Source organism: Marivirga harenae (assembly GCF_030534335.1).
Lineage (GTDB): Bacteria > Bacteroidota > Bacteroidia > Cytophagales > Cyclobacteriaceae > Marivirga > Marivirga harenae.
In genome coordinates this window covers 249152-262812 of the sequence record NZ_CP130565.1, presented here as the reverse complement: position 1 = coordinate 262812, position 13661 = coordinate 249152, and the positions used below count along the sequence as shown (strand labels likewise).

Annotated in this window: 14 protein-coding genes; 6 read left to right on the top strand and 8 right to left on the bottom strand. The window is 36.4% G+C overall.

All coding sequences use genetic code 11. The features are described 5' to 3' along the window. Positions 1-146: 146 nt before the first annotated feature. Entirely contained in the window at positions 147-788 is a 642-nt protein-coding gene (locus tag Q3Y49_RS01175) for a hypothetical protein (protein ID WP_303270382.1), read from the bottom strand. A 590-nt stretch (positions 789-1378) separates the two neighbouring features. On the opposite strand from Q3Y49_RS01175, the gene Q3Y49_RS01170 reads away from it, so the two are divergent. From Q3Y49_RS01170 to Q3Y49_RS01160, 3 genes are all read left to right on the top strand, one after another. Further along, positions 1379-2599, top strand: a complete 1221-nt coding sequence (locus Q3Y49_RS01170; RefSeq protein WP_303270381.1) for a sulfite oxidase — start codon at positions 1379-1381, stop codon at positions 2597-2599. A gap of 3 nt (positions 2600-2602) precedes the next feature. Continuing rightward, positions 2603-3070 carry a hypothetical protein gene (locus Q3Y49_RS01165; protein ID WP_303270380.1) on the top strand — a complete coding sequence of 156 codons (468 nt, stop codon included), beginning with the start codon at positions 2603-2605 and terminating at the stop codon, positions 3068-3070. A 505-nt stretch (positions 3071-3575) separates the two neighbouring features. Continuing rightward, complete coding sequence (locus tag Q3Y49_RS01160; RefSeq protein WP_303270379.1) at positions 3576-4451, top strand: sterol desaturase family protein; 876 nt, start codon at positions 3576-3578, stop codon at positions 4449-4451. Positions 4452-5082: 631 nt separating this feature from the next. Here Q3Y49_RS01160 and moaA read toward each other — a convergent pair. From moaA to Q3Y49_RS01125, 7 genes are read right to left on the bottom strand one after another with little or no spacing between them, the layout of a single operon-like run. Continuing rightward, positions 5083-6072, bottom strand: a complete 990-nt coding sequence (gene moaA, locus Q3Y49_RS01155) for a GTP 3',8-cyclase MoaA (protein WP_303270378.1) — start codon at positions 6070-6072, stop codon at positions 5083-5085. 18 nt (positions 6073-6090) lie between these two features. After that, positions 6091-7002: a bifunctional molybdenum cofactor biosynthesis protein MoaC/MoaB gene (moaCB, locus tag Q3Y49_RS01150; RefSeq protein WP_303270377.1), complete on the bottom strand. Its 912-nt coding sequence runs from the start codon at positions 7000-7002 to the stop codon at positions 6091-6093. Between the two features lies 1 nt (position 7003). Beyond that, complete coding sequence (locus tag Q3Y49_RS01145) at positions 7004-7441, bottom strand: molybdenum cofactor biosynthesis protein MoaE (RefSeq protein ID WP_303270376.1); 438 nt, start codon at positions 7439-7441, stop codon at positions 7004-7006. A 13-nt stretch (positions 7442-7454) separates the two neighbouring features. Continuing rightward, entirely contained in the window at positions 7455-8174 is a 720-nt protein-coding gene (locus Q3Y49_RS01140; protein ID WP_303270375.1) for a HesA/MoeB/ThiF family protein, read from the bottom strand. Between the two features lie 6 nt (positions 8175-8180). Then, a complete protein-coding gene (locus Q3Y49_RS01135; protein WP_303270374.1) occupies positions 8181-8423 on the bottom strand; it encodes a MoaD/ThiS family protein in 243 nt (80 codons plus the stop codon). A 1-nt stretch (position 8424) separates the two neighbouring features. Further along, positions 8425-8757, bottom strand: a complete 333-nt coding sequence (locus Q3Y49_RS01130) for a winged helix-turn-helix domain-containing protein (protein ID WP_303270373.1) — start codon at positions 8755-8757, stop codon at positions 8425-8427. 3 nt (positions 8758-8760) lie between these two features. Then, complete coding sequence (locus Q3Y49_RS01125; protein WP_303270372.1) at positions 8761-9957, bottom strand: molybdopterin molybdotransferase MoeA; 1197 nt, start codon at positions 9955-9957, stop codon at positions 8761-8763. 53 nt (positions 9958-10010) lie between these two features. Between Q3Y49_RS01125 and Q3Y49_RS01120 the strand changes: the two genes are divergently transcribed. The 3 genes from Q3Y49_RS01120 (at position 10011) to Q3Y49_RS01110 (ending at position 13474) form a co-directional block, all read left to right on the top strand. Continuing rightward, positions 10011-10790 carry a sulfite exporter TauE/SafE family protein gene (locus Q3Y49_RS01120; protein WP_303270371.1) on the top strand — a complete coding sequence of 260 codons (780 nt, stop codon included), beginning with the start codon at positions 10011-10013 and terminating at the stop codon, positions 10788-10790. 353 nt (positions 10791-11143) lie between these two features. Next, positions 11144-12436 (top strand): porin family protein, encoded by a 1293-nt coding sequence (locus Q3Y49_RS01115; RefSeq protein ID WP_303270370.1) that lies wholly within the window; start codon positions 11144-11146, stop codon positions 12434-12436. A gap of 36 nt (positions 12437-12472) precedes the next feature. Then, complete coding sequence (locus Q3Y49_RS01110) at positions 12473-13474, top strand: sulfurtransferase (RefSeq protein WP_303270369.1); 1002 nt, start codon at positions 12473-12475, stop codon at positions 13472-13474. Positions 13475-13661 lie beyond the last annotated feature (187 nt).

The window sequence follows — 13661 nt, the reverse complement described above, 5'->3', positions numbered from 1 at the left end:
AGCAATGCATCTTTCGATGAAGCGTGGAAAAAAATTAGTGACAGACCGATGCCTTGGGTGAGGCATAGACTACAAAATATTTGCAGGAAGTAGTTTTTTAAAGTAAATTCTCTAGACTGTCTCCATCATTAATCACCAAATTGTTGTTAATAATAATAGGAATCCATCTTTCTCCCAGTTAATTTTTGACCTTTCGCAATAATAAAAACTAATAAACCTACTGCGGTTGCAAGGATAGAAATACTGGATAAGTTAGATTTAATGGGGATTGCTGTAGGAGTGATTTCATTTTCATTGATAATTATATTTAACTGGTTGTTAGTTGCAGTACTGACAATGAATTCTTGATTTGCAAGCCCCAGTTTACTGATAATAAAAATAAATTTGTCACTATTTATGTGAGTGAAACTTTCATTTTTTAGATACACTTGCTCGATATGGTCAGGAAGCCCACCAAGTTTGAAGGCTACAGTGGTCGTTTTATCAACCATTACTTCTCCTTCTAAAAGTATAGGTTTGATTCCTCCATTAATAGTCAAGTGTATACTTTCTTTGATATGCTTAAGTAGTACCTGTTTAAATTCCTCAATACTAGTATAGTTAGTTGCACGCTCTTGAAACTCTAATTCATATTGGAAGGCGGTAATAGATGCGTTTAGATTAATTATCCATTCGCCAGTCACATTTTCAATAAGTGAAAATGAAGATTTCTTGGGCTCATTAGCGCTTAGTTTAAAAGTTGAAAATATTATCAGTACGAGCGATAGAGCTTTAATTAAATGTTGCATGTCTTTTTATTTTTCTCTTTAGACGCAACTGCTTTAGTTCTCCCTCGCAGCATTATAATCTATACTTCATAATTATTTTTTTATAGACACCGAGGGATGTTTTCTTTTTTCCCTTCTCATTTTCAATTAAATGGAACCCACGAGGGTATGGCCTTAGTCGAAAAGTCTTCTGTTTGCTTGGCATATTTGATAGTCTTAAAAGATTAAGTAAAACCAATTTTAATTATTCATTACAAAACATATTTTTATGCTCTTTATCAATTCTTCTGAGAAATCAATATTGATTTTTTGGGTTGAGATTGAATATTTTGAGTTGAAGATACATTTCCAATACTTGTTTCTAGCATTAGTATGCTGATGATTTGCAATTATGTCTTCTGAATTAAGTTGCTTTAGTTTTCAGCCTAGCACGGCTCAAGTGTGTAACTTAAGTTACTTAGTGCAAATTGTGAAATTGCTACTTTTAATAATCTGGAGTTCAATAGTCTGGAGTTTATCTATATATTGTTAGTTGTAGCGATCTATTTTTTTGGTTTATTCTGAAGTTGCGCTTAAACGTTTATTTTACTGGATATAAAAATATAATAATTTTGAAAAGAAGAGATTTTGTTAAAAAAGCAACCTTAAGTTCGTTTGCTACCATTATAGGAGCAGATATTGTATTTGGTTCTAATATAATTGAAGGTTATAAGCCATTAGCACTTCAAGATCCTGATCCATTTAAAATGTTCAATAAAAGCAACGAGATGGTTGTTTTAAATGATAAACCTTGGAATATTGAAGCTCAGGCTCATTTATTAGATGACAAAGTAACACCTGAATCGAAAATGTTCATTAGAAATAATGGATTGGTTCCTGAAGATATAGATGCAAGTACTTGGACGCTGACCATTGACGGTGAGTCTGTGAAAGAAAAAAAGACGTACACGCTTGCTGAGCTGAAATCTAAATTTCAAAAACACACTTATCAGTTAACATTAGAGTGTGGAGGAAACGGAAGAAGTGAGTTTAATCCTCCGGCAAAAGGGAATCAGTGGACCGTAGGTGCAGTGCATTGCGCTAATTGGACAGGTGTCCGTTTGAAGGATGTGCTAGAAGATGCTGGAATAAAGGATGATGCAGTCTACATTGGCTTCCACGCTGCAGATATGCATTTGAGCAGAAATCCTAGTAAAGAACCTATATCCAGAGGAGCACCAATGGCAAAGGCACTTCAAAATGAAACATTATTAGCATTTGAAATGAACGGAAAAGATATCCCATTAGTACATGGATATCCGTTGCGTTTAGTTGCAGGGGGATGGCCTGCTTCTGTTTCAGGCAAATGGGTTAATAGAATAAGCATTAGAGATCAGGTACATGATGGTACAAAAATGTTGGGGCAGGCATATCGGGTACCTTGTGAGCCTGTTGCCCCTGGGGAAAAGGTGAAAGATGAAGATATGTGTATCATTGAATCTATGCCAGTAAAATCTTTAATTACCTATCCTAAAACTGGAGTAATGATTGATGAGGGAAATTCTTTACAGATTAGAGGACACGCTTGGGCTGGAGAGTTAGCCGTTTCTGAAATGGAATATTCCATAGATTTTGGCTCAACCTGGAAAGAATGTGCAATTGAAAAACCTGTAAATCGATTAGCATGGCAACAATTTTCTGCCACAGTTGAATTTCCGAAAAAAGGGTATTATGAAGTTTGGGCAAGAGCAACAGATGAAAGAGGTCAATCGCAGCCAATGCTTTTACCTGGTTGGAATCCTAAGGGTTATTTAAATAATGCTTGTCACAGAATTGCAGTTAAAGTGAAATAATTTATGAAGGACGAAGAATTGTTTAAAAAAGTTAAAAGATTATACCACTTAACACTTACGGGCCTTAGTTTTATTGTAGTGATGGGTGTTTTTGTAACTATTTTATATCAAAATCCCAATATTTTTACTTTTGAAGAAGAAGCGCCTGCTGTGGCAGTTGTTCAAGAAACAGATCAAGATCTAATTAAAGACGGTATTCACGTTCGAACCGGCTTAATTGATGCACCAGGTTTGATGTTAGTGGTCAATAACTGTACTGGATGCCATTCTTCTAAGTTAGTAACTGCAAATAGGATGAACGAGGAGCGTTGGAATGCAACAATAAAATGGATGCAGGAAACACAAGGATTATGGGATTTAGGGGAAAATCAAGAAGCTATTGTTGAATACTTAGTTTCAAATTATCCTGTTTCAGATAAAGGAAGACGCGAGAATTTAGCAAATATAGAATGGTATCAATTGGAGAATTAAAATAGTGTTTTCTGTGTTATTTTTCTCCGTTTGTAGAGATGGTAAACCTAATACAAAGTGGACCAATGAGTAAAGCATTGAAAATACCCAAAGTGAATCCTTCATAGAGTTTTAGCAAAACTATTTCGATAAACAAGTGGTCTTTAGATATACTCAAGCACTGCTAATGAAGAACACGGAAAAAAGGAATAGTAGTAGCATGAAATAATGTAAAATGCTTTGATTGAGGCATGCTGTAAATATAAAATGAGATAAAGGTTTAGGTTGAAAATGCGAATTAAATAAAGTAGATCTTGTATTGATTGATTAAAATAAAATGAGGATTAGTGATTAATTCCTTTTCCATAGAGGCGCGTTTATTTCATTTACATGCTTTAAAAAAAATAAAATATAAAGACTAAAAATATATTACTGTTCTTAGACATAATGGCGTATCCTAAATGATTTACCTTATGAACAAGACAATATTCAAACTTAACAACTTAGTAATTTTAATAATCTAGTTATGGAGAAATATATAGATGCGTTTGTGAATTCATTTATGGGTACTTTGGATTGGACTTGGAAGTCGATCTTATTCGAGGTGCCATGGTATACCAATTATTTTTGGGGTCTTATTGTGATTTCCCTTGTAGTGTGGGGCTTGGAGATAGCTTTTCCTTGGAGAAAAAATCAATCCATTATTAGGAAAGATTTCTGGTTAGACGCTTCTTATATGTTCTTTAATTTCTTTGTTTTTGCGATTGTTATAAGTGGTTTTTACAGAATTTTACAACTTGGATTCGAAGACCTAGGGATATCCGAAAGTTCACTTGCGCTATTTGAACCCGCAGGTTGGCCGATGTGGGCACAACTTCTTATCTTTTTTGTGGTTCTAGATTTCGTGCAATGGTTCACTCATGTCTTATTACATAAATACCCGTTTTTGTGGAAATACCATAAGGTTCATCATAGTGTGAAGGAAATGGGATTTGCTGCACATTTACGCTATCATTGGATGGAAAATATATTATACAAACCTCTAAAGACTTTCGGGGTGATGATATTATTTGGCTTTGAGCCAGCGCAAGCATATATTGTCCACTTTGCAGCTATAACGATCGGACACCTTAACCATGCGAATATAAAGCTAACATGGGGTCCTTTGAAGTACATTTTTAATAATCCTGTGATGCATTTATATCATCATGCTTATACATTGCCGGAAGGAAAATACGGTGTAAATTTTGGTATAAGTTTGAGTCTGTGGGATTATATTTTCAAAACAAACTATGTTCCTGAAGATAGCGGTACAATAGATTTAGGTTTTCCTGGAGTAGAGGAATTCCCAAAAGATTTTGTTCATCAGAATACTTACGGATTTAAAAAAGGTCAAAATTAATCAGTAACCGAAAATTATCATACCTCTATTTTTTTCCTGTGTTGGGATGGATATTTGAATTTCTGTAGGATATCCATCCCATCTTGGATTTGAACCTCCCCTTTTATTGCGACAAGGTATTAATAATACTACAAGGCCTGAATTTCCAAGGAAATTTTTGATTTATGGGTATGGGCAGGAGTGATGTGAGCCAGAGAAGAAGTGACTTGACCGGTCAGCAGATTTCCTAGATTTTCTCATAGTAATGCTTTTGACTTTCTCTTTCATTAAGAAAAACAAAAGGAAAAGTGCCACAAGATTTAATTTTGGATAGAAAAACTCCCGCTCCATCTAAAACCTCAAGTTCCAGGATTTGACATTCTTGCATGTGATTAAATTGCAAAAATCACATCTTCATTTACTCTTAGCTTTTTTAATACCCTAATTGTTTAGCAAGAAAACTGTACTACCTTGTCTATTAATAGGATGATGTGGGCTCTTGCTTGTAAATGAGAGTGCCAATTGTCGTTTACCGAAAACAGGGGGAGATTCCAGTATATGGTGGTATTGTAGATTTTGGTTTATTTGCTATTAACGAATTCCATAATAATGTGTACCTACGAATTTTTAAGACTTAAAAAAGCATCGGTAATTAACCGCCAATAGCTATCATACTCCTGTTTTGTCCGTGTTGGGCCGGGTCTTTAAATTTCTCTAGGGTATCCATCCCGCCTCGGCTTTTAAACTTTCCTTGTATTGCTTTCTCAATTAAGGGGGTTATAGATTCACCTCCCCTTAAAGTAGAAAGCAGGTCTGTTTCGTTAGCCGAAAATAGACAGTTTTTAATTTGACCATTTGCTGTTAGCCGTATGCGATTACATGAATCACAGAAAGGATTCGTAACTGTACTAATAATTGCAAATGTGCCCTTGTAACCTTTAATCTGATAATTTCTCGAGGTATCATTGGGTCGGTCTGCAATGCGCTTTATTGCTTCTCTCTCGAATACATTTTCTACACAATTTAGTATCGCTTGCTGCGAAACTAGTTTGGACATATTCCATCGGTTGCCATCAAAAGGCATAAACTCAATAAATCGAATGTGGAGTAAATGCTTTTCTGAAAGTTTTATGAAATCAATAATTTCATCATCATTGACTCCCTTCATCAGCACACAATTGATTTTTACATTAAATCCATGCTCTAGCAGTTGAAAAATGTTTGAATAAACCTTTTCAAAGTAATCTCTCCGCGTAATTTGCTTAAAACGTTCTGGAATTAATGTGTCAAGACTAATATTTATATTTTGGATACCTAATTTTTTAAAATCTTCAATATGTCTGTCTGTAGTAACTGCATTTGTGCTTATCGCAAGTTCTACGGGTAATGAAGCCAATTTCTTTAGTATGTCCCTGGCATCTTTTCTCACCAAGGGTTCTCCACCTGTCAAACGTATTTTTGTTACACCAGCCTTTACAAATGTGCTGGCTATGGAATATATCTCATCTGCGTTCATTAAGTGCGACTTGGGAGACAGCGGTATGCCGTCTGCAGGCATACAATAGTTACATCTCAAATTGCATCGCTCTGTAAGCGAGATACGTAAATAAGTGTGTTTCCTTCCAAAACTATCTTCTAGCATATATTTTCCTTTAAATCGTTAGTCATGCCTAGCACCTTGGGCAACTTTAAAAATGTGAAGGGCGGCAGGAAAGATTGCATCCATAGATTCTGTTGCCCCTTTTGTTGATCCTGGCAATGCAAGCACTAGCGTGTTGCCTATCATTCCAGCTGTGCTTCTTGAAAGCATCGCGTAAGGAGTGCGTGATTGTCCATAACTGCGTATAGCTTCTTCTATTCCAGGGACGGAGCGTTGCAATAATGGTTGTAAGCTTTCTGGAGTCACATCTCTAGGGGAAAGTCCTGTACCACCAGTAAATATTATTAAATCTAGTCCGCTTGATTGGTAAGTATTTGTCTTTTCCTGGATAAGGTCTTTTTCATCAGGTATTACCTGATAGTCTGTAATAGTAACACCTACTGCTTCTAATTTGGCAATGATTGCTTTACCTGCTTTATCCTCTTTCTTGCCTGCTGCAATTGTATCGGAACAAACTACAACGGCAGCTTTAATAGCAGGCTCTAGGTCTTTTTTAAAATCAGTTTTCCCACCGCGCTTTTCCAGCAATTTTATCTGCTGTATTTCTATACCCTTATCTATTGGCTTCAGCATATCATACATGTTAAGCGCTACTATACTTGCACCGTGCATTGCTTCTACCTCTACACCAGTTTTATAAATCGTCTTAACTGTAAAGACTATAGTAATCTCTAATCCGTTTATTGCGTATTCTATGCCAGTGAATTCTATTGGCATGGGGTGGCAGTCAGGAAGTAACTCAGGTGTTTTTTTTACAGCCAAGAGACCAGCCGCTTTGCTCATAGCAAAAACATTTCCCTTAGGGACCAGGTCATCATTAATGGCATTGATTGTCTCTTGTTTACTCACCTTTACTGTTGCCTGAGCCATTGCAATACGTAGTGTGCTGCTTTTATGCGTGATATCTACCATTTTAATTGTTCACTTTCCATTGATGTGTTCCGTTTTCAAATAGTTCTTTTCCAAATACAGGAGCTTCTTGCTTGATCGCTTCTACAATTTCTTCCAAAGCTTCAAAAACAATTTTCCTGTGTGGGGCAGAGACAAATACAAAAAGACAAACCTCTCCAACGTTTACAATACCTAAGCTATGGTAGATATGCATACAGGTAATATTGTATTTTTCAAATATGGCCTCTCGTATATCATGAAAGGTTTTATTAGCCATTTCTTCATAAGCACTATAATCAATGGCTGTAACAGTCTTTTTATCTATTGTATCTGCACGGACTTGACCTAAAAAAATATTATGAGCACCAATGCTCGTTTTAGATTGGTGTTTTGCAATTGAATTTGCAATAAATTCTGGTGTTATAGCTCCTTGAACAAATACATTTTTTGGTTTACTCATTATATTAATTGTTTTATATGGTCTGCTTTCTCGAAAGTTTAATATGTTCCCATTGCATTGTTTTTATATCAAATAAGCCAACAGTGCCAGATAATGGGTTGCCTAATCCTGTGATAATTTTGATCGTTTCGGTTGCTTGCATCAGCCCAATAATGCCAGGCAGTACAGGTAGAATGCCACTCTCATTGCAATCTTTAATTTTTGATATTGGAGGATTTGGAAAAAGACATCTGTAGGTAGGTCCATTATTCAGATTAAAGACAGACACCTGACCTTGATACTTATATACAGCCCCATAGACAAAAGGCTTTTGCATCTCTAGGCAGGTATCATTTATTAAATAGCGGCTTGAAATCATATCTGTTGCATCAATGATAATGTCATAATCATTTATGATAGTTTTTGCATTTTCAGTAGATAACATTACGTCATACTTCTTAATGATACAATTTGGATTAATTCTCTCTAATTGTCTTTTTGCTACATCTACTTTGGGTACACCTATATCATCTATCGAATATAAGATCTGCCTATGTAGATTGGAAGCAGAAACCTTGTCAAAATCTACAATACCAATTGTACCTACACCTGAAGAAGCTAGGTACTGCATGGCAGGACACCCCAATCCTCCGGCTCCTACCACTAATACTTTTGCAGTACTTATCTTTTCCTGTCCTTCTATTCCTATCTCAGGAAGTAGGATTTGTCTTATGTATCTTTCGTTATCGATCACTTTGTTTTAGCCTCCCGCAAATGGTGGTAATAATGCGAGTTCTACATCTTTCGAGATTTCTGTTTCCCTATCCACGATCTTATGATCGAGAGCTACATTAAATTCTTGAGAGACTAAAGCAGGATAGGAGTTGTTTAACTGACTGATTACAGCTTCTACACTACTTTTCTCTACATCAAGATATTCATTTGTCTTGTTGGTCGCTTCTGCAATTTGACCGAAATATTTAATATGTATTTTATGCTTCATTTTACTTCTTATTAAAAGGGTGATGATCAATAAAATCAGCGGTCTGATTTTGTAAATGCTCAAATTGACTAATCATTGTTTTTGCATATGGTGTGAGTTTCATGCCACCACCAGTATTTCCTCCCGTTGTGGTGATCGTCATTTCTTCTTCTCCTGCATCATTGACACTTTTAATGAGATCCCACGCTTTCTTGTAAGATATATTTAAGTGCTTAGCGGCCTTGCTCAAAGAGCCAAGTTCGTCTACTGCCTTTAACAGTTTAATACGACCATTGCCTAAAAAGGAATATTCATCTGCTTCAATCCATAATTTGAATTTTATCTGATAGCTCATAATTTATTGAGGTAATAAAAGTACATTAACTTCGCTTCCTTTATTTATTGTTTGTTCACCTTCTGGCAAATAAACTAATGCGTTTGCTACCGCAAAAGACCGAAGCATTGACGATGCTTGACCATCTAATATTTCAACCTTTTCTGCTGTTGCAAGCGCTTTAAGAAATTGCGCTCTAGTTCCATTTGAAGTAAAACTGTTGACAGCGGTAAGCCTCTGACTAAGTACATCAGACCTTTCCTTTCCCGAATACCTGGTAATTGCCAAAGCCACATATACGTAAAAACAACTTAGTGCTGAAGCAGGATTACCAGGCAGCGCAAAAGCAAAACGATTATTCTTTTTACCAAAGTACAGCGGTTTACCAGGCTTTTGTTTGACTTTATAGAAGACTTCATCAACACCTATGGCTGCAAGGGCATCGCCCACAAAATCATAATCACCCACTGAAATACCACCGGAGACGATTGTAAAGTCGTAATTGTTGAGCATTTTATTTAAAATCGTTTCCGTTTCATGGTACTCATCAGTTACTTTTTGAATTATAACTTCCTGAATACCCAAGCTGGCTAGTGCATTTTTAAGCATTATAGCATTACTCTCATATACTTTACCATCCGACAGGGGCGTGCCTATTTCTACTAATTCATTACCTGTTACTACTATAGCAACGGTTGGTTTTTTGTAGGTAAGTACTTGCGTTATGCCCAGACCGGCCAAATAACCTAAAGTGCTTGGAAAGAGTGTTGTTTGCTTAGGGAGTGCGAGCGTGTCCTTTTTAATTTGCTCGCCAATCGGGCGAATATTGCTTCCTAAAGTAATTTCCCCTTCAATTCTGATCGTATTTTTATCTTTGGCAGTTAGTTCTTGCTTCACAACTGTATCTGCTGTTGTTGGAACTTGAGCTCCCGTAAAAATACGAACAGCTTCTCCAGCAGAAAGATCAATTGATGGTACATCACCTGCCTTTATTTCGCCTCTAACAGTATAAGTATCCGTATCGCTTAAATGCAAAGCGTAACCGTCCATGGCTGATTGTCTAAAGGGAGGAAGGTTTATAGGTGCAGCAATATCTTCAGCCAGTACATATCCCTTTGCTTTTTCAATGGAGATCATCTCCGTTTTAGAAGTGCATTGTACGTTTTCTTTAATTAGCGATATGGCTTTTTCTACAGTAATCAAAATTTCCGTTATATTCACATAAATATAACGGTTTGAATTAGAAGTTGCCTCATATATTTTTAAAAAACACTATGATTTTAAGCTTAACGAGTATAATATTTTTATGTATTCTTTTCTTCGTGATAGCAGTATTATATGGTTCAGTCGGCTTTGGCGGTGGTTCTAGCTATTTAGCGATTCTTGCCTTATTGGCAGTTTCATTTTTTACAATGAGGTCATTAGCTTTGGTATGCAATATTATTGTCGTGGTTGGAAGTACCTATTGGTTTATAAAAAAAGGGCATTTTAAAATAGCTGATTTCTTTCCATTTGTAATCACTAGTGTACCTATGGCCTTTGCTGGAGCCTCGTTTAAACTAGAAGAGCAAGTGTTTTTTGTGATACTGGGTGGCGTGTTAATAATTGCTGCGATTTTCCTGATTTGGCAAGCCAAAAACTATTCAGGCTTTGAGCGAGAAGTAACTAAGAAGTATCCTGCTTTCATACACTATATATTGGGTGCTGGTATAGGATTTGTGTCTGGTATGGTTGGCATTGGGGGTGGTATTTTTCTTGCACCTATTTTATATTACTTAAAATGGGGGACATCTGTTAAAATAGCTGCACTGTCGAGTTTTTTCATTTTAGTTAATTCAATCTCTGGCTTAGGAGGACTTTTCTACTCTCAAACTTTTAATGCACCTGTTTCTATGCTTATAGCTCTTGGTTTAGCTGTTTTGACAGGAGGGCAAGTAGGTGTTCGATTAAGTTTTAAAAAGCTTTCACCTAGCGGGATGAAAGTAATAACTGCAGTGTTAGTGTTCATAATAGGAGTGAGGGTGCTTTTGGTAAATGCACTCAACATACTTTAATGAATGGTTTAGCATTGAATCTCTTATGAAACCATCTTGCAGTGCGCTCACTATTGCCCGTCATGGGATTTCTATATTTTCATTAGCTGATAGTATTTTCAATCTGTTATTTTTGCCCTCCCCCGTATCAAAGGATTTCCCCTTCTCACTAAATAACTATTGCATTTACTTTTTTGGCAATAGTTTTCAAATATTAGCCACCACATGATTTTAATAACAAATATTTTCAAGTAAAGAAACCTGCACATATCCCATTATATGTAGCATTAGTTACAGTGTGATTCCTGAGATTTCTTTTTCTTGTAGTTTATAATGGTCGAAATGTGTAAAATTTCTGACCGTGACTTTATTTAATGAATTTTAAAAAACAAATAAGTAGAGTAACACTGGTTTTGGTGCTTTTGACTGTACTAGATACTCTCAGTTCTTACGGTCAGGCAAAAAAACCGACTTGGATTGAAAAGAATCCTAATTTCAAGATCGATCCGTTTATGATGGTACAGCTTTGGGGTGTTCAGACAATAGGCATGAGAGCAGATTTGGATGGAGATGGCACTTTTGAGGATGTAGAAAATCGCTTCAATATCCACTTAAGGCGTGCTCGATTAGGTTTTAGAGCTAATCCATACTCTTGGCTCAACTTCACTTTAGTTACATTTTATGATGGTGTAGGTAAAGATGAGCTTAATGCAAGTTTTGGTCCTAGTGAAGTACATGATGTAGGATTTGGTATTTGGGATGCCTTTTTCCATGCGAAATTATCAGATAGTGAGAGCCTAATCATAACGGGGGGTTATTTTAGACCGCAACTAGGTAGGGAAAGTATTACTTCAAGCTTTGCCACCACTTCCGGAGACAAGGCTATTCAGCAAAATTATATTAGATTTCACTTGACAGGTATTGGGTCTGGGCGAACACCAGGTATCAATGTCGGGGGTCTTCTATTCAATGACACGGAAGGTTTTCAGATCAATTACAATGCGGGAATTTTTAATCCTGTAGTAACAACCGATCTACCTGGTGGACAAAATTCAGTCGGTACTTCTGCAGCTCCTCTATTCGTGGGCCGGACAGTGTTTAATTTCGGTGATCCTGAAATGAGTAAATATACAATAGGATATAAGTCCAATTATTACAATGAACGATATGGTCTTTCAATAGGTCTCGGTGGTAGCTATCAGGGCGAAACAGGTCTCTTTGATCTAAACACTTCTCTTAGTGCCGACTTCCTTTTAAACTGGGGTCCATTAAACATTGATGGGGACTGGCATTTACTCAGCCGCGAAGGAGGAGATAAGGGTGTTGGTGGTCTGAATGTGTACAACGCTAACACAGGCCATATTAGGGCTTCATATAACATACTTGTAGACGGAAAAATTTTAGAGCCGACAGTAATGTGGATGCAATACAATGGTGCTGAAGAGGCGATGGCACAAAAAGAAGCACACGCAGTAGGATCTTTTTCTGGAAGCAATGATACTTATAATGTAGGTTTTAATTTTTACCAGAATACACACAGACTTAAATGGATCGCCCATTATGTAATTCAGCAAGGTACACCTGGAAGAAATCAGTGGACTGGACAGCAAGGGCTTTCAATCCAACGAGGAAATTACTTTGTAATCGGTCTAAACGCCATATTTTAAAAAAAAAAGTTTAATCAGTAGCAAAACCAAAATAAAATGAATTCATCGATAAAATATCTAATAACGCTTTTTGCCCTGATGATCATCGTGGCATGTGGAAACCAAAAATCTTCGCAGGAAGATAGTTCAGCTCAAAAAGAAGCTCCAAAAATTGATTATTATAATGATGCTTACCTTGTAGAGGCAACTGATGTAAAACAAATGATTGAAAATAGTGCAACCTTTACTTTAATTGAAGTATCCAAATTAGAAGATTACGAATCAAGCCATGTCCCGGGTGCGCTTAATATTTGGAGATCTGAATACGAAAATCGAGAAGACTACGATTATGGAGGGATGATAGCCACTAAAGAAAAAATGGAAACTTTATTAACTCGTCTTGGTGCTTCTTCCGATCACGAGATTATTATATATGATACGAAGGGTAATGTAGATGCACTGCGCTTCGTTTTTATTTTGAGAAGATATGGTCACGATAAAGTACGCATTATCAACGGTGGAAAGAACGGCTGGACTGATGCAGGTTTTTCGCTTGATACTACACCGGTACAGTTAGTAAGCATTACTACTCCTTTTGTATTTGATTCAACAAAGGAATCTATAGCGCATTATGCGTCCAAAGAGGAAGTAATAGCTGCCTTAGATGATCCGAATGTTATCTTGTTGGACGTCAGAACTTTGGATGAATACACTGGAAAGATGCTAAAAAATGGAGCAGCAAAAGCTGGAAGACTTCCAAAAAGTATTCATATTGATTGGGCAAATACCATAGATTACGATGAATCATTTCGTTTCAAAGAAGCGGCTGATCTCATGTATTTGTACGAATCAAAAGGTGTAACAAAAGATAAAAAGATTATAGCCTACTGTCACACTGGAGTTAGGTCAGCGCATACTCAGTTTGTCCTGAGTGAGCTTTTAGGATACAAAAATGTCAAAAATTATGATGGATCATGGACAGAATGGAGTCATGACGATAATCTTCCTTTCGAAATCGATCCGAAAGAAGAATTGGTTGGTACCCCAACAATCGATTAAGGAAAACAAATGATCTATTTGAGGGTGTCGAAGTCTAATTCGATACCTTTTTTTGGCATTTATCTAGTCTTAAAATACCCTGAAAAAGAACAAAATTAACATTATTTTCCAGACCACTTACTCCTTAGGTAGTTTATAATGTTCTGTTTGTAATAGGTGTGCGGTATCGCTAATTCGAATATTAAAA